The organism is Nocardiopsis oceani, from assembly GCF_054777395.1.
In genome coordinates, this window is record NZ_BAAHAR010000049.1 from 21,496 (window position 1) to 46,146 (window position 24,651).

19 protein-coding genes and 1 pseudogene are annotated in these 24,651 nt (G+C 67.5%); 7 read left to right on the plus strand and 13 right to left on the minus strand.

The genetic code is table 11. The features are described from left to right. Nucleotides 1–37 precede the first annotated feature (37 nt). Entirely contained in the window at nt 38–1,825 is a 1,788-nt protein-coding gene (locus ACYVDG_RS26250) for a gamma-glutamyltransferase family protein (protein ID WP_460759184.1), read from the plus strand. 42 nt (nt 1,826–1,867) lie between these two features. Here the strand turns inward: ACYVDG_RS26250 and ACYVDG_RS26255 are convergent, their stop codons facing one another. Next, a complete protein-coding gene (locus ACYVDG_RS26255; RefSeq protein WP_460759187.1) occupies nt 1,868–3,052 on the minus strand; it encodes an FUSC family protein in 1,185 nt (394 codons plus the stop codon). A gap of 457 nt (nt 3,053–3,509) precedes the next feature. Here ACYVDG_RS26255 and ACYVDG_RS26260 point away from each other — a divergent pair, with 457 nt between their 5' ends. Genes ACYVDG_RS26260 through ACYVDG_RS26275 form a run of 4 tightly spaced genes read left to right on the plus strand, consistent with a single transcriptional unit; the run spans nt 3,510 to nt 6,628 of the window. Beyond that, a complete protein-coding gene (locus tag ACYVDG_RS26260; RefSeq protein ID WP_460759190.1) occupies nt 3,510–4,538 on the plus strand; it encodes an acyl-CoA dehydrogenase in 1,029 nt (342 codons plus the stop codon). Next, a complete protein-coding gene (locus ACYVDG_RS26265) occupies nt 4,528–5,304 on the plus strand; it encodes a PIG-L deacetylase family protein (RefSeq protein ID WP_460759193.1) in 777 nt (258 codons plus the stop codon). Before ACYVDG_RS26260 ends, ACYVDG_RS26265 begins: the two co-directional genes overlap by 11 nt. After that, nucleotides 5,301–5,912 carry a class I SAM-dependent methyltransferase gene (locus tag ACYVDG_RS26270; protein WP_460759198.1) on the plus strand — a complete coding sequence of 204 codons (612 nt, stop codon included), beginning with the start codon at nt 5,301–5,303 and terminating at the stop codon, nt 5,910–5,912. Before ACYVDG_RS26265 ends, ACYVDG_RS26270 begins: the two co-directional genes overlap by 4 nt. Then, nucleotides 5,909–6,628 (plus strand): glycosyltransferase family 2 protein, encoded by a 720-nt coding sequence (locus ACYVDG_RS26275; protein ID WP_460759201.1) that lies wholly within the window; start codon nt 5,909–5,911, stop codon nt 6,626–6,628. Before ACYVDG_RS26270 ends, ACYVDG_RS26275 begins: the two co-directional genes overlap by 4 nt. Nucleotides 6,629–6,644: 16 nt before the next feature. On the opposite strand, the gene ACYVDG_RS26280 is transcribed toward ACYVDG_RS26275, so the two are convergent. After that, nucleotides 6,645–8,672 (minus strand): CocE/NonD family hydrolase, encoded by a 2,028-nt coding sequence (locus ACYVDG_RS26280; protein ID WP_460759205.1) that lies wholly within the window; start codon nt 8,670–8,672, stop codon nt 6,645–6,647. Nucleotides 8,673–8,691: 19 nt separating this feature from the next. Beyond that, nucleotides 8,692–9,969, minus strand: coding sequence for an ATP-grasp domain-containing protein (locus ACYVDG_RS26285; protein ID WP_460759209.1), 1,278 nt, complete (start codon nt 9,967–9,969; stop codon nt 8,692–8,694). A 385-nt stretch (nt 9,970–10,354) separates the two neighbouring features. Between ACYVDG_RS26285 and ACYVDG_RS26290 the strand changes: the two genes are divergently transcribed. Next, a complete protein-coding gene (locus ACYVDG_RS26290) occupies nt 10,355–12,259 on the plus strand; it encodes a calcineurin-like phosphoesterase C-terminal domain-containing protein (RefSeq protein ID WP_460759213.1) in 1,905 nt (634 codons plus the stop codon). 414 nt (nt 12,260–12,673) lie between these two features. Beyond that, nucleotides 12,674–12,880, plus strand: a pseudogene (locus ACYVDG_RS26295) (hypothetical protein); the annotation flags it as partial. Nucleotides 12,881–13,020: 140 nt separating this feature from the next. Here ACYVDG_RS26295 and ACYVDG_RS26300 read toward each other — a convergent pair. The 10 genes from ACYVDG_RS26300 to ACYVDG_RS26345 form a co-directional block, all read right to left on the minus strand. After that, entirely contained in the window at nt 13,021–13,782 is a 762-nt protein-coding gene (locus ACYVDG_RS26300) for an amino acid ABC transporter ATP-binding protein (RefSeq protein ID WP_460759217.1), read from the minus strand. Between the two features lie 2 nt (nt 13,783–13,784). Further along, the gene (locus ACYVDG_RS26305; protein ID WP_460759220.1) at nt 13,785–14,627 is read right to left on the minus strand and encodes an amino acid ABC transporter permease; all 843 of its coding nucleotides are present in this window, start codon (nt 14,625–14,627) and stop codon (nt 13,785–13,787) included. A 113-nt stretch (nt 14,628–14,740) separates the two neighbouring features. Beyond that, complete coding sequence (locus ACYVDG_RS26310; RefSeq protein WP_460759224.1) at nt 14,741–15,637, minus strand: transporter substrate-binding domain-containing protein; 897 nt, start codon at nt 15,635–15,637, stop codon at nt 14,741–14,743. A gap of 35 nt (nt 15,638–15,672) precedes the next feature. Beyond that, complete coding sequence (locus ACYVDG_RS26315; RefSeq protein ID WP_460759229.1) at nt 15,673–16,755, minus strand: NAD(P)/FAD-dependent oxidoreductase; 1,083 nt, start codon at nt 16,753–16,755, stop codon at nt 15,673–15,675. A gap of 236 nt (nt 16,756–16,991) precedes the next feature. Next, complete coding sequence (locus ACYVDG_RS26320; RefSeq protein WP_460759232.1) at nt 16,992–18,179, minus strand: PucR family transcriptional regulator; 1,188 nt, start codon at nt 18,177–18,179, stop codon at nt 16,992–16,994. 166 nt (nt 18,180–18,345) lie between these two features. Then, nucleotides 18,346–19,683, minus strand: a complete 1,338-nt coding sequence (locus ACYVDG_RS26325; RefSeq protein WP_460759235.1) for a GntP family permease — start codon at nt 19,681–19,683, stop codon at nt 18,346–18,348. A gap of 156 nt (nt 19,684–19,839) precedes the next feature. Continuing rightward, entirely contained in the window at nt 19,840–20,685 is an 846-nt protein-coding gene (locus ACYVDG_RS26330; RefSeq protein ID WP_460759239.1) for a fumarylacetoacetate hydrolase family protein, read from the minus strand. Nucleotides 20,686–20,703: 18 nt separating this feature from the next. Continuing rightward, nucleotides 20,704–21,876, minus strand: a complete 1,173-nt coding sequence (gene rhmD, locus ACYVDG_RS26335) for an L-rhamnonate dehydratase (RefSeq protein WP_460759245.1) — start codon at nt 21,874–21,876, stop codon at nt 20,704–20,706. Between the two features lie 3 nt (nt 21,877–21,879). Continuing rightward, nucleotides 21,880–22,905 carry a zinc-dependent alcohol dehydrogenase gene (locus ACYVDG_RS26340; protein WP_460759250.1) on the minus strand — a complete coding sequence of 342 codons (1,026 nt, stop codon included), beginning with the start codon at nt 22,903–22,905 and terminating at the stop codon, nt 21,880–21,882. A gap of 175 nt (nt 22,906–23,080) precedes the next feature. Next, nucleotides 23,081–23,869 carry an IclR family transcriptional regulator gene (locus ACYVDG_RS26345; protein WP_460759255.1) on the minus strand — a complete coding sequence of 263 codons (789 nt, stop codon included), beginning with the start codon at nt 23,867–23,869 and terminating at the stop codon, nt 23,081–23,083. Between the last annotated feature and the right edge of the window lie 782 nt (nt 23,870–24,651).

A 24,651-nucleotide genomic window follows, 5' to 3' on the forward strand; every position in this document is an offset into this window, starting at 1 on the left:
GACCACCCCGTCCCCACTGGTAGGAGTCTTGGACAACATGCGCGAGTTCACCACCCGGCCCGAGTTGCGCGGAAACTTCGGAATGGCCGCTTCCACGCACTGGATCGCCAGCGGTGTGGGAATGGCGGCTTTGGAACGCGGGGGGAACGCCTTCGACGCGGCAGCCGCGATGGGTTTCACCCTGCAGGTGGTCGAACCCCATCTGAACGGGCCCGGCGGCGAGGCCCCGATCGTCTTCAAGGCAGTCGGCGAACGCGCTACCGTGCTCTGCGGTCAGGGGCCCGCCCCGGCCGCGGCGGTACCCGAGGCGTTCGAGGGCATGGACCGGATCCCTGGCAGCGGCGTGCTGCCCGCGATGGTCCCGGGTGCCTTCGACACCTGGCTGCTGCTGGCACGGGACCGAGGCCGCATGTCCCTGCGCAGCCTGTTGGAGCCGGCCATCGGCTACGCACGCCGCGGCTACCCCCTCATGCCGCAGATCGTCGACAAGATCGCCTCGGTGCAGCAGGTCTTCACCCAACTCTGGCCGACCTCGGCGGAGCTGTGGCTTAAGGGCGGGGACGTTCCCGCCGCCGACTCCTTCCACCGCAACCCGGCCCTGGCGGACACCTACGAGCGGATCCTCGACGAGGCAGAGACCGTCGGCAGCCGCAGGGACCTCCAGTTCGACGCGGCCCGGCGGATCTGGCGGGAAGGGTTCGTCGCCGAGGCGATCGTGGATTTCCTCGCCGAACCCGTGGCCTCGGGCGACGGCCGCTACCACCGCGCCCTGCTCACCGGGGACGACCTGGCCGGGTGGAGTGCCTCCTACGAGGACACGGTCAGCGTCGACTACGGGGGGCTGACCGTGCACAAGACCGGTGCCTGGGGCCAGGGGCCGGTCTTCCTTCAGCAGCTGCGCCTGGCCGAGGCACTCGGGCTGGGCGGCGCGGAGGGGCCCGGCGTCCTCTCACCCGAGTTCATCCACCTGGTCACCGAGGCGGCAAAGCTGTCCTTCGCCGACCGCGACGCCCACTACGCCGACCCCCTGTTCGCCGACGTTCCGCTGGACACCCTGCTCAGCCGGGCCTACGCGGAGGAGCGGGCCCGGTTGGTCGCGGCGGAGGCGTCAATGGAGCTGCGCCCCGGCTCCCCTGACGGGCGCGAGCCCTTCATCCCGCCGCTGTGGCTGGCGGGGGAGACACCCGGCACCGACCGGGCCAGCGGAGAGCCGACCGTGGACCGGACCGGAGACCAGCGCGGCGACACGTGCCACCTCGACGTCGTCGACTCGGAGGGCAACATGGTAGCGGCGACCCCGAGCGGCGGATGGCTCGCCAGCTCGCCGACCATCCCTGCGCTAGGCTTCGCTCTGGGGAGCCGCGGGCAGATGTTCTGGCTGGACGGCCGCTCTCCGGGGGTGGTCGCCCCCGGCAAGCGGCCGCGGACCACGCTCACCCCGACCCTCGTCACCCGCGGGGACGAAGGGGTGATGGCACTCGGTACACCCGGCGGCGACCAGCAGGACCAGTGGTCGCTCACCTTCTTCCTCCGGCTCCTGCACGGCGGCATGAACCTCCAGGAGGCCATCGACGCGCCGATGTTCCACAACAACGCGTTCCCGGGATCCTTCTTTCCACGCGAGATCGCGCCCGGGGAGCTCGTGGTCGAGGACCGTGTCGGCGAGGCGGCCGTCTCCGAGCTGCGGCGCAGGGGCCACCGGGTCACCCACGGCGGTCCGTGGTCGCTGGGACGCATATCCGCCGTCTCCCGCGACCCCGAGAGCGGCGTGCTGCGCGCGGGCGCCAACCCCCGCGGCATGCAGGGTTACGCGGCGGGCCGCTGACCGGCCGGAGGTATGTACTCTGCATCCGGACCGAACGGCGGGTTAACGGGATCTGGTGCCGCCTGAACGGTGGACGTAGTGCTGCAGCACGTCCCGACAGTGCTCGAACTCGTCCATGAGCCGCTGTGCCTCGATCAACAGCACGCCGTATGGCTGCGTCAGGTCACCGAAGGGCGGAGCGCCCTGCGTGCCCTCGGTTTCGGCGAGCACGGAGCGGCATGTCTGGGCGTGCTCGACCAGTTCGGCGACGTCCCGGGTCTGCTGGGACAGGCGGGACTCGTCCAGGCGGCCCAGTACACGGGTGATCTCCGAAATGGCGGTCAGGAAGTTTCCGTAGGAGTCCAGGAACTCCCGGTAGGTGGACGGGCTCTCGTCCTTGCTCCACACATGGATACTGCGGGCGAGTGAGTTCAGCTGGTACGCCGCGCGTTCCAGCGAGGCGACCAGTTGCCGGTAGCCCTCGAACGAGGTGGTCCCGCGGTTCTTGCGCCGAAGCCGGGAGGGGTTGAGGTAGACGCTCTCCCAGGCCCTTTCCAGTGCCGCGTGGGCCTGGCGAACCATGGAATCCAGCCCGCTGGCACGCTGGCGCCAGCGTTCCGCGTCCTCCTCATCGAGATCATCGGATTCGCGCAGGCCGCGCGCGATATCCGTGAGCAGGTGGCACTCGGTTTCGGCGAGGGTGCGGATCGCGTACTCCGCGCTGTGGAAGCGTAGCGGTGGGAAAACCAGGAAGTTGACGGCTGTGCCGATGCAGCAGCCAACGACCACGAGCAGCTGGATCTGGGCCAGGTCGACCAGGCGTTCAGTGTTGTTGCCGGCCGCGACAAAGGTGGCGAAGGCAAAGAACGCCCCAGTGGCGACCTGCGGCCCTTGTGCGCCCAAGGTACGCCATCGCCCGATGCCCAGCGCGAAGAGCGTGACGATCACGAAGGTGAGGATGTTGGGGCCGACGGTGAAACCGAGTACGGCCTGGACCGCGATTCCTAGAGCGACGGCGCCGACGTAACGCAGTGACTGACGGAGTGACTGGTAGACGGTGACCTGCATGATCAGCACCGCGGAGAAGGGTGCGAAGGCGGGTGAGGCAGCGTCTATCAGATAGCGGGCGACGACCCAGGCGAGTACGGCAGCCAGTGTGCTCTTTCCGATGAGTAGCAGCGTGTGCCGTTCGTAGGCGTCCGAGTGGATCGCCCTGCCGAGCCACCGCCGCTGTCCTGGATTGGTCACAGGAATCCTCCGCCGTTTCATCCGCGTGGAGTGCGGTCGCCGAGACCAGTCCCGTCACCCTCCGGTGAACGGTGGATCAGGTGGTCCCGGTGAGACCTCTACCCGGCAACGGCTTCCCTGGCGGCACGGTCCAAAAACGGGCCGGATCCAGGCTCTTGGCCATAACCGCGGGCGGATTCGATCGGTAACCGACACCGCCCCTGCGTGGGACCATCCGACCACCCATGGCCTCCGCTTGAGTTTGTCGCGGCGTGGCCTCGGGCAGCGGTCAGAAGTACGTCCCGCCGAAACAGGGGAGCAGAGGTGATCTGCGAGCCGTGGGATAGGGCAGGCACTTCCCGCATGGGCCTGCTGAGCCGGTACCGCGCCCATGCGCCTGACCGTGTCGACATGGCTGGCCCCTGGGGGAGAAGGAGTACTGGAGGGACGCTGCCGGGCGTAGGAGGGGAGCGATGCGTTGAGAGCGTCGGAGACCGTGGGCGAGGAGGCACACGAGGAGGCATCTTCGGTGTCCGGAATCGAGGAACCGCAGACCCGGGGCGTTGCCGACAGGCTGGTGGAGGAAGTCGTCTCGGGCGGGCTCGACCTGCCGCTCCCCGGGTCCGGCGCCACGTGGTCGCGTTGGGAGCGCCTGCAGACCCTTGCTCGGGAGGACCTCTCCCTGGCGAGGCTGGCCGAAGGGCACACCGACGCCCTCGCGATCCTGGAAGAGCTCGGTGGCCCGGCCGTGGGACCCGGGGAGGTGTGGGGCGTCTGGGCCGCGCATCCCCCCGCCGCGACTCTGAAGGCGGAGCAGTCGGGCGGGCGTTGGACGGTCCACGGTGCCAAACCGTTCTGTTCCGGAGCCCGTGTGTGCACGAACGCCCTGGTCAGTGCAGATGTCGAAGGGGGAGAGCGGGCCTTGTTCGCGGTTCGGACGGCCGGAACGGATCCGCAGTCGGGCACGTGGGCCTCCGCGGGGATGGCCGCAAGCGACACACTCACCGTCCGCTTCGCGGGTCAGCGTGCCGAACCGGTGGGCCGACCCGGCGACTACGTGGACAGGCCGGGGTTCCACCACGGGGGCGCGGGTGTCGCCGCCTGCTGGTACGGGGGTGCTCTCGCCGTGGCGCGTCCCCTGGCTGACCGAGCCGACGGGGACGGCGCCGACCCCCACCTGCTTGCCGCGTTCGGCGAGGTGGACCGGGACCTGTACATCTCGGAGACGGTATTGCGCCGCGCCGCTCGGGAGATCGACGAGAACCCCGGAGCCCGCACCGCAGCGCTCGCCGCCCGGGTGCGTGCGGTCGTGGCCGATACCTGCGCACGAGTGCTGCGCCGTGGTGGGGAGGCCCTCGGGGCGGGTCCGCTCGCGGGCGACCCCTCCTACGCGCGCGCCACTGCCGACCTGGCGGTGTACGTCCGCCAGCACCACGGGAACCGGGACCTGGCCGCGCTGGGCGTTCTCGCGGCCGACCGCTGGAGGAGAGAGGCAGATGACCACTGACACGGGGGCAACTGACACGGGGGCTTCCCCGTGTCCGGTGCGGGAGACCGGCACGCCCGAGGAGGAGTGGGCCCGGTGGCCGGGGTTCGACCGTCTGCCGGGACTGGACCTGGGCGGCGTGCGTGACGTGGTCGTCCTCGCGCCGCACCCTGATGACGAGACGCTCGGGTTCGGTGGGGGCATCGCCGTACTGGCCGCCGAAGGCGCCCGTCTGCGGATCGTCGCCGTCACCGACGGCGAGGCCTCGCATCCGGACAGCTCCGTGTTCACGCGCGAGCAGCTCACCGCCCGACGCGCCGCCGAGCGCACGGACGCGCTGGTGGAGCTGGGTGCCGGTGGCGCGGAGGTGGTGCGCCTCCGGCTGCCCGACGGGGGTGTGTGCCAGCGGGAGCGGGAGCTGTCCCAGCGGCTGGAGGAGCTGTGCGGAGGTGCGGACCTGTGCCTGGCCCCGTGGGCGGGCGATCCGCACCCCGACCACGAGGCGGTCGGCCGGGCCGCCCTCGACGCCACCCGGACACTCGGGCTCCGGCTCCGCTCCTACCCGGTCTGGGCCTGGCACTGGTCGCGCCCCGGTGACGGAGCCCTGCCGTGGGACCGGGCAGTCCGCCTCGACCTGACCCGGGACGCCCGGCGCCGCAAGGACTCCGCCATCAACGCCTTCACGACGCAAACCAGCCCGATCGGGCCTGACGAGGCGGACCAGGCGATCCTGGAACCAGCGATGCTGGCCCACTTCGCCCGCGACCACGAGGTGGTGTTCACATGACGGTCAGCCGAACCTACTTCGAGGCTATGTACTCCGCTTCCGACGACCCGTGGGGGTTTCGGACCCGCTGGTACGAACAGCGCAAGCGGTCCCTGACCATGGCTGCACTGACACGCGAGAGGTACGGGCGCGCGTTCGAGCCGGGCTGCGCGATCGGCCTGCTGACCAGGGAGCTTGCGCTTCGCTGCGATCACGTCCTGGCATGGGAGGGTGCGGCCGCGGCCACCGCACAGGCCCGCGAGGAGCTGAACGGCATCGCCAACGTCCGGGTTCGGCGCGCGCATGTGCCCGAGGAGTGGCCGGAGGGCCGGTTCGACCTCGTCGTCCTGTCGGAGGTCCTCTACTACTTCGACGACGCGGACCTGGCATCGGTACTGGTCGGCGCCCGTGACTCGCTGGCCCCCGGCGGAACGCTGCTCGCGGTGCACTGGCGCCATCCGGTCCCCGAGCACGCCCGATCGGGAGACGACGCGCACCTGGCGCTGACGACCGTTCCCGGGCTGGGGCTGGTGGTCGAGCACGTGGAAGAGGACTTCCGCCTCGATCTGTACCAGACCACGGAGGGCGGACGGCCGGAGTCCGTGGCCCGGGCCGGAGGGCTGGTGTGATCCGCGGCCTCGCGGTGGTGATCCCGGCCCACCAGGAGGAAGCGCTCCTAGGCGCCTGTTTGGCGTCGGTGAACACGGCACTGGACGCCTCACCCCTTGCTGCGCGAGCACGCAATGTCATCGTCGTTGCCGACCACTGCACGGACCGGACCGCTCGCATCGCCCTGGACTCGGGCGCGCACGTGGTGACCACCCACTACGGCAACGTCGGCGCGGCCCGCCGCGAAGGCGCCCGTCGCGCGCTTCGGTTGGCCAAAGGCCTCGACCTCGACGCGGTATGGCTGGCCTCGACCGACGCGGACACGCTCGTGCCCCGGTCCTGGATCACCGAGCAGTTGCGGCACGCACGCGACTGTGACGCGGTGGTCGGCACCATCGAGGTGGGGGACTGGTCCATGCGCGCTCCAGGTTCGGGGCGCTGCTTCGACCTGGTGTATCCGCACAGCGGGTACGGATCACACCCCCATGTCCACGGCGCCAACCTCGGTGTCCGGGCGTCCGCCTACACCGACGTCGACGGCTTCCCTCCGCTGCCCTGTTCCGAAGACCACGCCCTGGTGTCGGCGTTGGAGGCCGCGGGCCATCGGGTCCGCTGCCCCCGGGATCTGGCCGTGGTGACCTCCGCGAGGACGGACTCCCGGGCTCCCGGGGGCTTTGGCGACTACCTCACCCGCTTCCTGGAGGCCGGGGGCGGCACGTTGTCGCTCGAGGTGTGATCGGTGCTGCCCCGGCTCAGACGTGGTCTCTCGGGATATCCGAGCTGTAGATCTTCGACGCCACCCGTTCGCCCCCCTCGTAGGCGTCGAGGGTCGCGTGCAGGTGGAAGTGGGTCGCGGTCGAGGTGAGCTCCGTGCGCGTGACGGTCTCCGCGGACCAGTCGCCCCTGCGGAAGCCCAGGGTCCAGACGGTCTCCCCGCGCACGGAGTCATAGTCGTTGCCGACCCACCCGTAGTTCTCCACCGCCCTTCTGGTCACCTCGAGACCGATGCCGTCGAAGAGGACCGTGCCCAGGTCCTTGACCACGTTCAGCGAGGAACGGTACTGGACGAGGTCGCGCGTGATGTCCCACCGCTGCTCGCCCGGTGCGAGCTGCCGGGTCTCGATGGGGGCCGTCCCCTCGGGCTCCTCGAAGGGGGCCGGTTCGGGCCCTGAGGCCTCGCCGTGAGCGCGCACGGGCAACAGGGCCCGGGTGTGCTCGCCGGGGTAGACGGCCAGCATCACGGGTTCGGGGGAGGGCCACGCGAGCGGCCAGTAGGAGGTCGACACCGCGATCCTGAGGCGGTGTCCGGGCGGGAATACCTGTGCGATGCCGTTGAGGGGTACCGAAACGCGGTACCGGCGTCCCGGCTCGAGCTTCTCCGGTTCCTCGTCGCTGTTCGCGTGGGTGAGGTTGAGCAGCCCGTAGGTGACGCGTGTGGCCTCGCCGTCGGGGGCGACGTCCGAAAGCCGGACAGCGACCATCGCGTCCGGCCGGTCCACGGACAGTTCCAGCTCAACCACGGGTGAGCCCAGGATCTCCACCGGCTCCGTGAGCGGGCCGCTGTCGAAGACCATCGACCCGCCGTCCTCCTCGCGCTGGTCGTAGGGCAGGTCGGGTGGGGCGTTGTAGGAACACCACTTGCCGGCGTACTGGCCCGTGGACAGCGGGGAGGACAGGGTCAGGGTCGTCCGCTCGGGCTCCACGCCCTCCGCCAGCATCCGGCCAGCCGACAGAGGGCGGACCTCCGGCACGACGCTCGGCGAGGGCCACGTGTTCTCCCCGACCCAGCGCCCCGGACGCTCGTCGTAGGTGGTCGAGGGCTCGACGCTGTCCTGCATCCAGGCGCGCAGCATCGGCGCGTCCATGACGTCGTTGTCGATGTCCTTGAGCCACCGGTCCCACCAGCGCACCAGTTCCTGGAGGAAGCCGATGGCGGGGCCGGGCTGGCCGAGGTGGGGATACTTGTGCGACCAGGGCCCGAGGAGACCCAGCCGCGGCACGTCCAGTCCGGCGATCAGGCGGAACACGGAGTTGGAGTAGCCGTCCGCCCACCCGCTCACGGCCATGACCGGCACCCGTACAGCGCTCAGGTCCTCGGCGACGGAACCGTGCTTCCAGTACTTGTCCCGCCGCTGGTGCTGCAGCCACGTGTCGAGCCACAGGCCGCTGTGCTCCAGCCGCTCGTGCCACATCTGGCGCCAGCGCTCACCGACCAGCTCCGGGTCGGGGGGACAGGAGTTGTAGGCGAACATGGTCGAGGCCCACGACAGGTTGTCACCCAGCAGGCACCCGCCCATGTAGTGCACGTCGTCGGAGTAGCGGTCGTCGGTGGACGAGGCCGTGACGATGGCGCGCAGGCTCTCGGGCTGGCGGGCCGCGACCTGGAGGGCGTTGAAGCCTCCCCAGGAAATGCCCATCATCCCCGTGCGCCCGTCGCACCAGGGCTGCCCGGAGATCCAGGAGAGCACTTCCTCGGCGTCCACGAGTTCCTGCTCGAGGTACTCGTCCTGGAGTACCCCCTCGGAGTCGCCGCTGCCGCGCAGGTCGACGCGGACACAGGCGTAGCCGTGCCCGGCCGTGTAGGGGTGGTGGATCGAGTCCCGTTGAGCCGTGAGGTCGCGGCGCCGGTAGGGGATGAACTCCAGGATGGCCGGTACCGGGGTTTCCTCGCTGTCCACGGGCCGCCACACCCGGGCGGCGAGTCGGGTCCCGTCGCTCATGGGGACCAGTACGTACTCGTCCTCTCGGACCTCGTTCGGCAGCGTGCTCACTGTCCGCATGGTGTCGCCCCCCTTGTGCTCAGCGCTGGTCGGCGTCCTGGATGTCGAAGCGGAGTGCGTGCGCGCATTCCCGGTACTTCTCCTCGGCTTCCTCGGGACTGTGTGCGCCCACGAAGACGTCGGCGAGCTCATAGCTGTAGCTGTCCTGTCCGGGCAGCTCGGAGAGCCACTCGCCCGGCTGGGCGGTCACCTCGATGGAGACCCCGGGTATGCGCTGCTGGATCTGCGCGATCTCCTCCTCGGTGGGCACCGAGTGCACGAAACCGTCCCGGAAACGGCGCAGGAACCACTTGGACGCGAAAGCGTACTCGCCGCCGCTGCTGTGCTCGGGCTCCTCTCCCAGCGCGATGCGTAGGACCGCGTCGTGGTTGGCTACTCCGTCCACGCTCTCGAACATCGCGGCGTGCGACTGGGAGTGCCTGGGGTTGATCTCGAGGAGTGTGATGGTGTCCGAGGAGAGGTCGTGGAAGTACTCGACGTTGAAGGCCGTGTTGTCCAGGCGCATCCGGGTGATGACCCGTTCGGTCAACCCGATCAACCGGTCGCGGACCTCCTCCGGTTGTCTGGAGGGGTACTCGTAGCAGAGAAAGCTCGACGTGCCCGAGTAGCACTCGGAGTCGATGACACCGTAGATGTGCGGCGTGGACCCGTGGACGTAGCCCTCCACCGTGACCTGTCGTCCCTGCGCTTCCTCCTCGGCCAGCCCGGCCGTGCCCCCGGCCTCGGCCACTTCGGGAGGCAGGCGCACCTTGTCCATGATCCACTGGAAGGGTGCTCCGATGCGGCTCGCACCCTGGCGGATCTGCTCGACGGCCTGGCGGTATTCAGCGTCGTCGGTGACTCGGAAGGCCAGTTCGGAGGAGAACGCCTTCACCGGCTTCAACCACATCGGGTAGGACAGCTCTTCAGGGATGTGCGGGGCCTCCAGGTCCACCTCGGCGAAACGCGGGACGACCTCGGGGACCACGGCCCGCTGCTCCAGACGGCTCCAGTACTTGTTCTCGCACCTGACGATGGCGGCCAGCGGGGCATGGGGCAGGCCCCGCGGCTCACACAGCAGGGGGACCAGGGAACTGACCGGGAAATCCCAGTAGCCGATGATCCCGTCGACGGGACCGTCGAAGGACTCCAGCTGCTTCTCGGCCTTGGCGAGGAGAGCGGGCATGTCCAGCTCCCCCTGGTTCAGCTCCGCCAAGTCGAGCAGCGGGAGGAAGCTGTATCCCTCCGCCCCGGGGAGGGAGCGGAGCGCTTCGTGGTTGTGCTCGTCGAGTCCGAGGACGAAGACGTTCTTGCTCATCACATCCCACTCTCGGGATCAGGGTCACGGGGTGCAGCCGGAAGCGTCCGGGTGCCTATACGTTCCCGCTGCCCGCCCGCCGCAGACATGAAGCACCGCCCCCCACCTGATCGCTCATGCGCGATGGTGTTCCGGCCCGCGGGGACACTGGGCGGGCCTACGCCCACACCCTCGCCCTCGGCGCAGCGGGTGCCCGCATCGTCGCGAACACCACCTGGGCAGCGTGCCCTCTGGGAGCGCCGCTTCGGCGGTGCTTCCAGTCGTCACCGAACGCTGGTCGACTGTTGGTCGGCAACTCGAACCTCGTTCAGCCGCGTCGACAAAAGTTGCTCTCCGCCGGTCCCACCGACCGGTTGTGTCCCCTAACGCATCGGAGAGCAACCGCATGCTCACGAACAGCCCCCGATATGCGCACCCGCGGCGCGCCCCGCTGACGCGCCGCTGGTTCCGCACCACGTTGGCGGCCTCAGTAGCCGGTGTCATCGCCGGTTCCGTGACCGTGACGCCCGTGCCCGCGGCCGCCTCGCCGACGGAGGACTGGGACGACATCGCCTACCGCGGCGAGGTCGAGGTCGTACAGACCGAGGACGGCCCCGACGACGGTTCGGTCCTGACCGGCACGGTGTTCGTCGACGCCGACGGAGACGGCGCCAGCGAAGGCCAGGACGGCCTGGCCGGTGTCACGGTCACCAACGGCGTCGACGTCGTCGTGACCGACGACGACGGCCGGTACGAGCTTCCCGCCTTCGACAACATGACCGTGTCCATCACGCAGCCGTCGGGCTACCAAGTGCCGATGGACGAGTTCAACGTCCCGCAGTTCCACTACAACCACCTGCCCGAAGGGTCCCCGGACCTGCGCTACGGGGGCATCGAACCCACCGGGCCGCTGCCGGACGAGGTCAACTTCCCGGTCGCCGAGAGCGAGCAGGCCGGCGCGGACGAGCAGAGCTGCGTCATCGCCGGTGACCTGCAGGTCTACGACCTGGACGAGGTCGAGTACGCGCGTGCCGGTGCCATCAAGGACCTGTCCGAGCGCGAGGACTACGCGGGCTGCGGCTCGCTGTTCGTCGGTGACGTCGCCGGCGACGACCTCTCGCTCTACCCGGACATCAAGGAGCTGGCCGGTGAGACCAACGGTCCCGCCCGTTTCCTGCCGGGCAACCACGACCTGGACTTCGACTCCCCGGACCCCGAGCACTCCTTCGACACCTTCCGCGCGGAGCTGGCTCCGGAGTACTACTCCTACGACGTCGGAGACGTGCACTTCATCGCGCTGAACTCCGTCGAGTACCCGTGCACCGCGGCCGACGACAGCCCCGAAGGGATCGACGAGCACTGCTCCGACCCCGAGGGCGACCCCTCCTACAACGGCCGCATCGGCGACGACCAGCTCACCTGGCTCGAGCGCGACCTGGAGAACGTCGCCGACGACAAGCTGGTCGTGCTCGCCGGCCACATCGGTCTGCTCAACTACGCGGACGAGGGTTCCCCGGTGCACCAGGTCGACCAGGTCGCCGAGGTGCACGAGCTGTTGGAGGGCCGCGAGGCGGTGACGGTGGCCGGACACAGCCACACCATCGAGAACCTCGAGGCAGGCGACGACGTCGAGGGCTGGCGCGACCTCTTCGGTATCGAGGGCCTGCCGTTCCCGCACATCACCGCGGGCGCGATCTCGGGTGACTGGTACTCCGGCGAGGTCGGCGACGACGGCTACCCGACGGCGATCGGCCGCGACGGCGGCCGTCCCGGCCTGACGACGCTGGACGTCGAGGGCAACCAGTTCCAGGAGCGCTACACCGTCACCGGTGAGTCCGACGACGTGCAGACGCAGCTGGGTATCAACAGCCCGACCTACCGCGAGTGGTTCGACGAGCGCCAGGAGTGGAACGAGGACCCCGTCGGGGAGGCCCCCGAGCTCGACGCGCCCCTGGTGGTCGACCGTACCGACCTGTCCGAGGGCACCTGGCTGACGACCAACTTCTTCTTCGGCTCCACCGGCTCGACGGTCGACGTCAGCCTCAACGGCGGCCCGGACGAGGAGGCCGCGCGCACCCAGCAGCTGGAGGGCGAGGCGGTCAATGTCGGCGCTGAGTACTCCGACCCGTACGCGGTCTCGCAGCAGCTGGTGCACGGAGGCAGCGTCGCCGACCGGACGATGCACCTGTGGCGCTACGACCTGCCCGAGGGCCTCGAGACCGGTGAGCACACCGCCGAGGTGACTGCGACCGACTCCTACGGGCGTGAGTTCACCGACGTCCTTGAGTTCGAGGTCGCGGAGCAGCTGTAATCGGCTTGCCCGCCCGGAGGGCCGTCTCCTGTACGGCGGATTCCAGCAGTCTGCGCAACACGTGAAGTCGGTTGGCCGCCGTAAGAGCCTAGCGAGACGCTCGGCTGGGGTATCCCAGCCGAGCGTTTTGCGTGGGCGGGAGTTCAGCTGTTCAGGCTGATCGCCCTCGCGGCCGGGGCCACCCATCTCATGTCGGCCGGTGCCTACGATCTCGTTCCCGTACCTCAGGGGAGGGAGGCCGTCGATCCGGATCCGTGCTGTTGCACCGGCGCCGATCCGGTGGGGCTGGTCCACGACATCTCCGGGCCGCCGGTCTAGGCATGACGGTCGTCGCCGAGGTCGACCCACACGCTTTCACCACTGGCCGTGGCCCGGGCCGGCGAGCCACGGCCGGGCCTCAGGGACGCGGAAGTGGTGCTCGACACGGTCGACCAGCTCCCCGCCGTTGCCGCCCAGCCGCTGGGTCGGATAACCCGTGTCCCAAGTCAGCGGATCAGTTCTCAGGCCTGGCACCGGGGGTACGAGGGCACGCCGCTCACTGACGGTTGCTCCGCCGCGCTGGTGGCCCGCATCGGCGAAAGGCTGGAAAGGACGACGCACACGACCTTCATGGGCCACGTAGTCGAAGCCGACCACGGCGATGACGCCCCGATGATCTACAGCGCGGACGGTTTCTACGACGGAGACCGCCTGCCGCCCTTGCAGCGAATCTCGGTACGTGCCCGTGGTGGCTGCCCGGTGCCGACCGGGCGCCACCGGTCTCACTCGACCTTCGCCAGGAAAGTCCGTGTCCGGTCCTGGAGCGGTGCGTGCAGCACTTGTGCGGGTTTTCCGTACTCAACCAGGTGGCCGTCCGCCAGGAACGCGACGTGGTCACTCACCTCGCTGGCGAATCCCATCTCGTGCGTGACCACGACCATCGTCATGCCGTCCGAGGCCAAGTCACGCATGACTTCAAGGACTTCGCCCACCAGTTCAGGGTCTAGGGCGGAGGTGGTTTCGTCGAACAGCATCAGTTTCGGCTCCATGGCCAGAGCGCGGGCGATAGCGACCCGCTGCTGCTGACCTCCGGAGAGGGTTCCGGGGCGCTTCGCGAGATGATCGCCGAGTCCCACCCGGTCCAACAGCCCGACAGCGCGCTTCCGCGCGTGCTTCTTGCGTACCCCGGCCGCGTGGACCGGGGCCAGCATGACGTTGTCTAACGCTGAAAGGTGCTGGAAGAGATTGAACTGCTGGAAAACCATGCCGATAGGTCTGACCTGACGGGCGACCTTTCGTCGGGGAAGTTCATGGAGTTCTGTTCCCTCAGGGCGGTAGCCAATGGTCTGGCCGTCGACGACGATAGTCCCACCATCGAGCGACTCCAGGTGATTAATGCACCGGAGAAGCGTACTCTTTCCAGATCCGGACGGGCCGATCAGGCACAAAACCTCCCCTTCAGTGACCTCAAGTGAGATGTCCTTGAGGACAATGTTGTCCCCGAATTTCTTGCGTACGTTGCTCACTTGGACAAGGGGTTCCATAGTCATCTCCTTTCCCCTGGCCAGCCGTTGAACGGGGTGATGGCCTTGGTTAGTGCACTGATCGATGTCTGGCTCCATCGTTGCCGTTTTCCAGCAAGTCGCTGCTCCAAGAGAGACTGCAGGGCCGAAAGAGCCGAGACGATCACCAGATACCAGATCACCGCAACGATGAGCAGGGGGATCGTTTCATATGTTCGGGAGTAGATCGTCTGAACCGAATGCAGGAGCTCCGACATCGAAATCACACTGACCAAGGAAGTCGCCTGAGTGAGGCGAATCAAATTGTTGCTCAGTGAGGGGATCATGATGCGCAGTGCTTGTGGAATAACCACATGCCACCATGTGCGTGCCGGGGTGAGGCCAAGGGACTGTGCCGCTTCGAACTGGCCCCTGCTCACGCCCAGGATCCCGCCCCGGTAGACTTCTGCCGCATAGGCGGACTCATTGAGCGCCAATCCGAGAACGGCTGCAGTAAGCGGGGTGATAAGATCATTGGCAGTACCGAGCATAATCTGAGGCCCACCGGGAATGCCCAGTCCGATCTGTGGGTAGAGAGCGCCGAGGTTGTACCAGAAAAGCAGCTGTACCAGCAGTGGCGTTCCGCGGAACGCCCAGATGTACACGGAGGCGACGGCGGCCAGGAGCGCCACGCCTGAGATCCGCATGGCTGCCACGACAGCTCCGACGCTTGCTGCGAAAACGGCCGCCAGAACGGTCAGCAGCAGCGTCTGACCCACCCCTCGCAGAACGGACTCGGAAAACAGGTATCCCCCGACGACGTCCCACTGGAAACGATGGTTGGCCCATACTGACCAGGCTAGGAGCCCGAGGAGCACTGCGGCCACCAGAGTCATGGTGTGACGCACGGGATGACGTCGTGGGACCACCGTGAGCCGGGGCGCCTCATCAGCATCGGCCGCATGAGGTATCGGTGGTTTTGGATTGCTAATACGAGCCATCAGGAATGCTCCGCATGGAGTACGATTTCTTCGGAGGCGGCGTCCTCAATGCCCCAGTCATCGAAAATTTCCTGCAATGATCCTTCTTCTTGCAGTTGATCGATGGCGACTTGCAGGGGCTCTCCGAGATCGGTGTCCCGATTGATCACAATCCCTTTATTGTCAATCCCGGATCCGCTGTCGGCCATGGCGAACTCGCCGTCGGACTCCTCAATCCGGTGGAGGACGCCTACCTCGTTCAGGAACAGGACATCGGCTCGTTCGCTTTCCAGGGCCAGGTAGAGAGAGTTCGCGTCCGGGAAGTCACTGCCCGTGATTTCGGGTTCGCCACGGTCAACGCATTCCTCGCTCATCTCCGGCAGGAACTGCTCATGCTGGTGCGACCCCGCGAGTACGCCGACGGTGCGTCCGCAGAGGTTGTCGAAGGAGTAGTCGTCCTCGTCCCCAGCCATGGTGGCGAGCGCGTGTCCGTACTCGGCGTAGGCGACGAAGTCGGCCTGCTCCCCGCGCTCTTCCGTGTACGTGAGGCTTCCGGCGGCGAGGTCGAACCGGTTGGCGAGCACTCCCGGAATGACACTCGCCGTGTCGGTCTCTTCGAAGACGACTTCTACACCCAGGATCTCGCCTGCAGCACGGAGCACGTCAGCCTCCACACCGACCACGGTTTCGTCGTCTTCGTCGACGAACATCATCGGTGCCTGGCCGGAGATCGCCCCCACAGTGATCTGGCCGCCTTGATAAAGATCTGGCAGAAGCTCCGCCGCTGGGCCGGTTCCTTCCCCACCGCCAGTGGCGGAGCCTTCGCCGTCATTGGACGTACACGCGGCCAGGAGTATCCCGACTGTCGTCAAGGAAACGACCGATTGGAACATGCGAAAGTTTGCGTTCTTGCTCATGGTGAATGATCACTCACTCCTGTTGATGGGCAAGGTCAGAAGCGGCTCGGTCGGTAGGCATCCAGCTCTGGTACGGGTCTGCTTTCGAGTTCGTCGGCGATGTACTCCGACACCAAAGGGGCTAGAGTGACGCCGCTGTGCATCAGCACAGTGAGGACCCCTGGGTGAAGCCGACCGATGACGGGCAGTCCATCCGGGGGCATAACGCGCTCGCTGACGCGGACCCGCGCGATACGGGCGGGGGAGAGGTCCGGCATGATCGCAGCGGCCCGGTCGAGAAGGACACGGGGCAGCGACCACAGGTCAGGGTCTTCGTGGCTGAAGTTCGCTGCGGTGGCGTGGTCGGCGATGACCGCCCCGCCCTCGGCTGTGGGCCGGATCGAGACATCGGGGGACCTCAGGACCGTCGTCGGCGGAGTGTCGAGCGGTTCTGTCTCGATGGTCATCCCGATCCTGGCAGTGCCCGAACCAGTGGTGAGCAGCGGCACGGCGACCAGGTCCCGCAGCAGTGGCGCCGCGCCGTTGCCGGCCGTAATCACCACGGTGTGGAACGCGTGTATCTGGCCGCCGGCCGTGTGCAGGGCGACTCCGTGTCCGTTGTTGCTGGGCACAATGCGTGTTACCGGGCAGGACGTTCGCACCTCGGCGTCGACCGCGGTGGACAGCTGATGGGCGATCTGGTGCCGCGTGTCGACCCAGCCCTCAGTGGGGTGAAAGTAGGCGTGGTCAACACCCGGCCCCAGGTCGGGAAACCGCTGCCGCAGTTCGGAACCGCCGAGTTCCTCTATGGGCTCATCCTCGTGCGCGGCGGCTTCCATGCTTTCCTGTCCGCCTGTCCCTCCAGTGACGGCAAGGCTGCCCGTGGGGTAGAACCACGGGGCCTTCCCTTCGCGCCGCCACCGGTGGTGCGTCTGCACGGCCCGCCGGTTCAGCTCCCGGTAAGAGGCGGGCCGCTTGCGGTAATTTGCATTGACCCAAGCGAAACTGGCCTCACTGACAGCGTGACCGGGCTGACCGGCGTCCAAGACAGTGACGGTATGCCCACGCGCACTCAGAGTTGCGGCAATCGTGCTGCCCACGACGCCGGCTCCGATCACAGCGACTTTCTGCAAAGCCATCCTCCAGGGGAAATTCCGACAAGAAATCCGAGCCCATGAAAATTCTTTGGTGGCAGGATAAAATACCGATTAGGCAAACCTGCCGGTCCGCTGCCGCCCTCTTATGAATCGCGAGGGGAACGAGCGGTTCAAGAACTTTCCACGCAGCTTATCCGCGGGGGCAGGAGGAATTCACTAGTGGGAACCGAGAAAGTGGCGGACGCTACCTGTGGGATCGGCAAAGAGGTAATGCGGAATCAATCCGTGGGGCCGATGAGTCGGAGCCCCGCGAGCAGGACGAAGATGCCGGGCGAGGTCAAGGGGTCGTGCCCCGTCAGGTCGTGCACGCGGTGCAACCGGTAACGAACCGTGTTCGGATGCACGTGCAGCATCGTCGAGGCCGTGGAGAGAGCGAACTGCGCCTCGGCGTACGTCTGGAGGGTGACCAGTAGCTCTGACCCTTGCTCACGGTCGTAGTTCTCGACGGGGGCGATGGTCATCTGCCGCAGTTCCTCGGCCAGTTCGCTCTGGCGCAGGATGCGGTTCACCAACGCTTCGGAGGAGGAAAAGGCCCGGCGCTCGCCGCGGCTGGGCGCGTACGTGATCGCGTTGAGGGCCTCAAGGTAGGCGTGCTTGAACCCACCGATGGTCCGATAGGGGCTGCTCACACCGACGACGAAGTCGGATAGTCGCTGGGCGATGTCGTCGGCTGTCTCCCGCAAGGGCCGGGGCGGACTACTGCCCAAAGCGCAGACGGCCACGACATCGTCTCCGTCGAGCCCGCTCACCGGGACTGCGAATTGAGCCGAGCTCAGAATCTGGGTCGTGGTCTGCAGCGCCTGCTGCAGCGCTTCTTGCCCGACGGTCGCGCAGTCACGCGCCCGTACTAGGACCAAAGAGTGCGGCACTGACAAGTCGAGCCTCAACGAGACAGCCAACAGGTGCACGAAATTGCTGGGCTGCTCATCGGTCGAAAGCAGTTCTCGCAGCAGGTCCGATCTGAGGCCGTTCGTCTTACGGAGGCCACGGTTGATGTAGGTGCGTTCGACTGACGACCGTGCCGTCTCCACGTGACGAGTCAGGGCTGCTGCCAGTTCCAGCGTTCGGCCGGGAGTCAGTTCGGCCCCAAAGGCCGGATCCAGCACGAGTCGCCACAACTCTTCTGCCCACATCTCGTAGGACCGCAGCAGCGACTGCAGGGGGACGCCCTGGTCGAACCGGCGGATCGCGCTGTTGACGAAGATGTTCGGTTCAGGATGGTGACGTGTCGGATCCGCTGCCAGGACGACGCCTGAATGCCAGCCGGCGGAAAAGTCGACATCGTTGCGCAGGGCACTGTCTTCGAGCGCTTCATACCCTGGCAGCTCCGCGCGGTACCGCAGGAGCAGAGCCTGCGTGACCTCGTAGGTGAGGCGTCCGCACCACGCACTACTGATCGCATCCATCTTCCACACGATAGGGACCGCCCCTCGTCCATGGGGACACTGCGGAGGCACTCTGTTGAAGGAGAAGGCCGTGCCTGTGGCTGGAGGATCTCGACACAGTCGACGCCTCCGAGGTTCCCGGGCCTTGGGCGATGACCTCAGCGGATCCCCGGCCGCCGCGCACGCGTTAGTTCATCGGCAAAACCGTTGCCCCGATCAGTACGATCACGAGGGTGAACACGGAGGCGATGGACTGCGCCAGCGTATAGGTCTTCAGTCCGCCGGTCACCGAGAACCCCGGGAGCTTCGCTGTGACCCAGAACCCGCTGTCGTTGATGTGCCCGAGGCTCAACGCACCCGACAGGCACGCCATGGCGACCCAGACGGGGTGGATGCCGAGCGTGGGGGCGAGCGAGGCCATGATCGTCAACGTGGTGATGGAGGCGACCGTGCCCGACCCGACAGCCACGCGGAACGCCATCCCGACGAAGTAGCAGGCGAGCAGGCCAACGAGATAGTTGCCGCCGAAGGCAACCACCGAGTCGGCGATGAGTTCGCCGATCCCCGCGGCCTCGATCACGGCCCCGAAGGCACCCCCGGCACCGGTGATGAGCAGTACGATTCCCGCGCTCTGGACCGCGGTCGTGGCCGACTGCTCCATCTCGGGCCGGGCCATGGTGCGGGAGGACACCAGGTAGGCGACGAGCGCCCCGAGGAGCAGCGCCACGGTCTTGTCGGTCAGGACCGTCAGCCACGTGGGAGTCTCGCCAGCCACCGCGGCCCAGGTGGTTCCCGAGAGGATCAGTACCACCGGTGTGAGGATCGGCAGCAATGAGACAAAGAAGCCGGGTTCGGGTCGGGCTACCTGATCGTCGTGTTCGAGGAAGGCGGGCTGTTCCTCCTGGTCCCGTTCCGGACGCCAGATCCTGGGCAGGATCGCGGAGTAGGCCGCGACGGCCAGAACCATCGCGATCACCCCGCTGACCCCGCCGATGAGGAGCATGATCCCCACGTCGAAGTTCAGGATCTCGCCTGCGGCCAGCGGGTTCGGGGTAGGGGGGACCAACGTGTGCGACGTACCCGCGCCCAGAGCCACCGCCCCGACGGCCAAGGGCATGGATTTCTGCGCCTCACGGGCGATGGCCAGTGCCAAGGGGACGAGGATGACGAAGGTGACGTCGTAGAACACCGGAATAGACAGCACGAACGCCGCGCCGGCCAGGCCGTACATGGCGAAGCGTTCCGAGGTTGCGTTCACCACGGTGCGGGCGATGACGCGTGCGCCGCCGGAGTCGGACAGCAGCTGTCCGAGGATGATCCCGAAGCCCACGGAGAGACCGATCCCGGCCATGAGCTCCCCGAAGCCACCGGTCACCGTGTCGGCGAGGTCCGCCAGCGGGACCCGTGTGAGGAGCCCTAGCAGCAGGGTGCCGATCACCAGGGAGATGGCGGGGTGCAGCTTGACCTTGGTGATCAACAGAACGATCACCAGAATGCTGCCAGCGAGCCAGATCAGGTCAGTCATGAGTGCCACCACCGCCCGGCCAGGATCCGTGTTCTGGCCGGGGCCTTGTCCTTTCTGTCGGTCCCTGACCGGGGGAGTGGTCCTCGACCTCCCGACCGCCGCACAGCGATCGGGAGGTCGAGGAATCGGGGGGTCAGGAGCGGAATGCGTCCGCTGTTAGGGACGTGCTTCCACGAGGTTCTGCCGTTGGGGCGAGCCCAGGCCGTCGATACCGATTTCCATGACGTCGCCGGCGTGCAGGTAGGGAAACCGTCCGGAGAGAGCCACGCCCTGCGGCGTTCCGGTGTTGATGAGGTCCCCGGGCTCCAGCACGAGGTACTGGGACAGGTGGTGGACGATCTTCGCCACGGTGAAGATCATGTCGGAGGTGGTCGAGTCCTGTCGGGCTGCACCGTTGACGTGTGACCAGATCCTGAGGTCCTGTGGATCGACCTCGTCCGCGGTCACCAGCTGGGGTCCGAGCGGGTTGAATGTCTCGGCGCACTTTCCCTTGGACCACTGGCCCCCGGAGTGCTGGTTCTGGTAAGTGCGCTCGGAGACGTCGTTGCTGGTGACATATCCGGCGACGTGCGCCAGGGCGTCCTGCGGGGACCGCAGGTACCGTGCCCTGCGGCCGATGACGACGCCGAGCTCGACCTCCCAGTCCACCGTTTCGGCACCGGGCGGGACGGCCACATCGTCATAGGGGCCGACCACGGTGTTGGGGTGCTTGAAGAAGAGGATCGGTACTTCGGGGGGCGGGCTCCCGGACTCGGCCGCGTGCGCCGCGTAGTTCTGTCCGATGCACAGGACGGCGGTGGGCCGGGCGATCGGGGCACCGACGCGCATGCTCTCGGCGCCTGCCAGAGGTTTCAGGCGGCTGGCGTCGACCGCCGCCCGTGCCTGGGGGATGCCGTCGGAGAGGAAGCCGCCGTCGATGTCCTCCGTTACGGGACGAAGGTCGAGCACGCGGTCAGCAGCGATGACGACGGGAATCTCATGTCCCGCGTCTCCCAGTCTCATGAATCGCACGATGGTCTCCTAGTGGGTGAAGGGGCGGACTCGCTCGACCGCGGGGTTGAGCTCGACCCCGAAACCGGGGGCGTCCGGCACGCGGAGCCGACCGTTCTCGGGAACCGGCTCGCCGAGCAGCAGAGGGGAGAACATCGGCACGATCTCCTCAGCCGTCTCGTGCATCATGATGAACTCCGAGAACGGGCTGTTCGTGCGTGTAACCACGAAGTGGTACGAGTACACGGAGGAGCCGTGCGGGACGACCGGGGTGCCGTGCGCGTCGGCCAGGGCCGAGATCTTGAGCAGCTCGGTGATGCCCCCGCACCAGCCCACGTCGGGCTGGATGATGTCCACGCCGGTTTCGAGCAGCTGCCGGAAACCCCATCGCGTCGCTTCGTGTTCGCCGGTGGCGACCAGCATGCTCGGTGGCATCTGGCGTTTGAGCTGCGCGTAGCCCCAGTAGTCGTCCGGGATGAGCGCTTCCTCGATCCACTTCAGGCCGTGTTCCGCCGCCCGGTGGGCCAGCCTCGTCGCGTAGTCGACGTCGAGGGACATCCAGCAGTCCCACATGAGCCAGAAGTCGTCGCCGACCCTCTCCCGCATCTCGGCGAGCTCGTCCAGGTTGCGGCGGAGCCCTTCCTCGCCTTCGGCCGGGCCGTGGTGCAGAGGCATCTTGCCTCCGATGAACCCCAGTTCCTTGGCGATGTCGGGACGACTGCCCGTGGCGTAGAAGTGCAGTTCGTCCCGTACGGGTCCGCCCAGCAGGGCGTGGACGGGTTCGTCGCGGAGCCGACCCAGCAGGTCGTAGAGGGCGAGGTCGACACAGCTGATCGCGTTCAGGACCACGCCGCGCCGACCGTAGTAGAGCGTGGAACGGTACATCTGGTCCCAGATGCGTTCGATGTCGGTGACCGGGCGCCCCTCGAGGAACCGCACGAGGTGCTTCTCGACGATCCACGCGCCCAGTTCCCCGGCCGTGCTCACCGCGAACCCCACGGTCCCGTCGTCGGCCTCGATCTCCACGACGAGCGTGCCCAGGACGTTGATGCCGAAGCTTCGGCGTGACTGCCGGTATTCGGGATAGACCGACATGGGCGTTGCGATGTGGTCGTCGATCCAGTGGTAGCCCGACTGGTCGTGATAGTCCGCGCCCTTGCCCCGCACCGTGTAGGCGCGCACCTGCGCAATAGCTCGCTGCATGGTCTACTGCTCCTCGTCGAGTCTGATCAAAACTTTCCCGGGGGTGTCGTCACCCGCGGCGAGCTCGGCGAACGCGCGTGGTGCGAGCGCGAGCGGAACCTGTCGGGAGATGAGGGACCGTGCTTGAGGCGGGGCGGAGCCGATCCAAGCGGCTGCATCCCGGAAGTCCTGGGCCGAATAGGTGAAGGAGCCCACGATGGCGCGTTCCTGCGTACTCACGAGGAAGGCGTCGAGCGTGAGCTGTTGCGCCCCCATCCCGACCAGGCACACCGTTCCGCCGAGCCTGGTGGAGTTCAGGGCCTGGTTCAGGGTGGCCCCGATACCGACCGCGTCGATCGCCGTGTCGGCGGGACCGCCCAGAGCGTCCGCGATGGCGGCGCCCCCACCATCGGCGTCGACGGCGGTGACGCCCAGCTCATCGAGGAGCGCGCGGCGTGAGGGCAGGACCTCGGTTACGGCGATGCGGCTCACGCCGAGCATGTGGAGCGCCAGCACCACCGACTGCCCGATGGGTCCACCGCCCAGGACCAGGACCGCGTCGGTGGATCGCACGTTCGCGTTGCGCACTGCGTGGACCGCGACCGCCAAGGGCTCGATGAGCGCGCCGAGCTCGACCGGCATGGCCGTCGGCAGCGAGATGACGTTGCGGGCGGGAACGACGATGCGTTGGGCGAAGGACGCGACGATGTCCGGCGTCACACCGATCACCCGCTTGTTCGGGGACAGTTGCTCACGTCCTGCGAACGCCTCGACGTCGTCCTCGGGGATCACGACAGGATTGAACGTGACGGTGTCCCCGACATCGAGACCGTCGACCCCGGTACCGAGGCCCTCGACCGTTCCGACGGATTCGTGTCCCATCACCTGGCCGGGAACGCGGCGCCCGTTCTCTCCGGTGAAGCCGTGCAGGTCCGATCCGCAGACACCTGTCGCGACGACACGGATCAGTACCTCACCAGGGCCCGCTTCCGGTTTCGGTAGGTCGACGACCTCCATCCGGCCGTAGTCCGCGAGGCGGAGGGCCTTCATTCGACCCCCTCCGCGCCGTGGGGCTGGAGCGGCGTGGCGCTCCCGGGCCCAGCTGGCCGAGTCATGTGATCCTCCCTCGAATCCACCTGGGTTCACATGTGTGAACCAAGGTTCTAGTTCGTGAATTCGCGGGAGTATGGCACTTGGTGACCCAAGACACAAGTGCCTGTGCCGCTCAGGGTGAAAGGGAGCCCGTGAGTCCCATGGCGCGGCGGATACGGTTCGCGCCGTCCCGCAGGACCGGGTACATCGAGTGCGGCCACCGGTCGTCGGTGCGCGATGTGGGCATCGTGATACTCAAGGCGGCGCACACGCCCGTCTCGGCCTCCGTGGTCACGGGCACGGCCACGCACCGGCACCCCTCGATGAACTCCTCGTTGTCCACGGCGAAGCCGAGATCGCGGCTTCGGGAGATGACCCGCATGAGCTCGTCGACGTCGGTGACCGTGTTCTCGGTCAGGTTCGGCAGAGCCACAGAGTCGAGGCGGCGGCGTGCCTCACGCTGATCCAGAGTGCTCAGGAGCGCCTTGCCGATCCCGGTGGCGTGCGCGTGCAACCGCATGCCGACCGACGAGGCCATGCGTATCGGCTTCGGTGACAGCCGGATCGCGATGTAGACGTTCTCGATGCCTTCGAGGCGGGCCAGCTGGACCGTCTCCCCGACCTGTGCCACCACGTCGTCCATGATCTCCTGCGATGCCTCAAGCAGGAGCTGGTGGCCATCGTAGGCCTGGCCGATCTGCCAGGCGTGCAAGCCCAGGCGGTAGCGCCTCGTGTCCGGAGAGTGTTCCAGCCAGCCGGATTCGACCAGAGTGGCCAACAGGCTGTACGCGCTCGACTTCGGCAGGCCCGAGTCGACGACATCCTGGAAGGTCACGTTGCCCCGCTCGGCGACGAGGTCCACGATGTCCAACGCCCTACTGGCGGACTTGACCTTCTTGGGCGCATGGCCTGCCTCGGACATCATCGGCCCCTCTCGGTGGTGCGCGCCGCCCAAAGGGCGCGTGGCGGTGTTCCTTCAGAACATCGTGCACCGCGTGACGATACTTCCGCACCGACGTGTCCGACGATCGATCATGAGGGTGCGCCGGCCGTCACGACGTGGAGTGCGCCGGTGTGTGAGGAACGCAACCGGCTCACCATTCGGGGCCACAGTGCCCCAGGGGTCGCCGAGCAGCGGATGTCGGCTAGAGCGCTCGTTGCTGGATCCGCGGCCGATCGCTCGATGTTCGGGGACCCGGTTCGGTCCCGCGACCGGGGGTCCATGCTCTTGCCCGGGGGCGCTTTCAGCTCGATCGCCGCAGGTAGGCTGGCTCAGTACCTCCCGGCGCCGCACAGCCTGCTGCCCCCATGCCTTGGTGCTGCTGTGGATCGGACGGCACCGGGTCTGTGTCCTGCGAAGGAGGGAGAGGACGTCACTACGTCAGTGGAAACCCGCCCGCCCCCATGCGTCCAGGGCCGTGCGACAGGTTGTCAGCGGAGCCGCTTGGACCGGGTTCCTGGCGTGGACGACGGCCGGACCGTATCCTCCCGGTCATCCTGACACCGCTTGCTCGTGAGGGTTAGAGCGAGCCAACCGTGGTCAGGGGATTCCCGGTAGCGTCCTGCACTCCTCCTCGCGCAACCCGTGGTACCCGCACCGGCCCTACGCAACGCCTGGCTGTCCGGGCTCATAGCTCTCTTGTGCGAGTCGGCTCTCCTTGCCTCCTCCGTTGGAGGCCGACCCCGGCGTAAGGGTGACGGGTC

Coding starts and splice junctions, on each gene's coding strand:
- ACYVDG_RS26340 (WP_460759250.1), bottom strand. CDS start 22,905: ATGAAGGCCCTCCGCCTCGCGGACTACGGCCGGATGGAGGTCGTCGAC.
- ACYVDG_RS26320 (WP_460759232.1), bottom strand. CDS start 18,179: ATGGATGCGATCAGTAGTGCGTGGTGCGGACGCCTCACCTACGAGGTC.
- ACYVDG_RS26315 (WP_460759229.1), bottom strand. CDS start 16,755: ATGGCTTTGCAGAAAGTCGCTGTGATCGGAGCCGGCGTCGTGGGCAGC.
- ACYVDG_RS26280 (WP_460759205.1), bottom strand. CDS start 8,672: ATGCGGACAGTGAGCACGCTGCCGAACGAGGTCCGAGAGGACGAGTAC.
- ACYVDG_RS26265 (WP_460759193.1), top strand. CDS start 4,528: ATGACCACTGACACGGGGGCAACTGACACGGGGGCTTCCCCGTGTCCG.
- ACYVDG_RS26290 (WP_460759213.1), top strand. CDS start 10,355: ATGCTCACGAACAGCCCCCGATATGCGCACCCGCGGCGCGCCCCGCTG.
- ACYVDG_RS26300 (WP_460759217.1), bottom strand. CDS start 13,782: ATGGAACCCCTTGTCCAAGTGAGCAACGTACGCAAGAAATTCGGGGAC.
- ACYVDG_RS26345 (WP_460759255.1), bottom strand. CDS start 23,869: ATGTCCGAGGCAGGCCATGCGCCCAAGAAGGTCAAGTCCGCCAGTAGG.
- ACYVDG_RS26250 (WP_460759184.1), top strand. CDS start 38: ATGCGCGAGTTCACCACCCGGCCCGAGTTGCGCGGAAACTTCGGAATG.
- ACYVDG_RS26330 (WP_460759239.1), bottom strand. CDS start 20,685: ATGAGACTGGGAGACGCGGGACATGAGATTCCCGTCGTCATCGCTGCT.
- rhmD (WP_460759245.1), bottom strand. CDS start 21,876: ATGCAGCGAGCTATTGCGCAGGTGCGCGCCTACACGGTGCGGGGCAAG.
- ACYVDG_RS26285 (WP_460759209.1), bottom strand. CDS start 9,969: ATGAGCAAGAACGTCTTCGTCCTCGGACTCGACGAGCACAACCACGAA.
- ACYVDG_RS26270 (WP_460759198.1), top strand. CDS start 5,301: ATGACGGTCAGCCGAACCTACTTCGAGGCTATGTACTCCGCTTCCGAC.
- ACYVDG_RS26310 (WP_460759224.1), bottom strand. CDS start 15,637: ATGAGCAAGAACGCAAACTTTCGCATGTTCCAATCGGTCGTTTCCTTG.
- ACYVDG_RS26325 (WP_460759235.1), bottom strand. CDS start 19,683: ATGACTGACCTGATCTGGCTCGCTGGCAGCATTCTGGTGATCGTTCTG.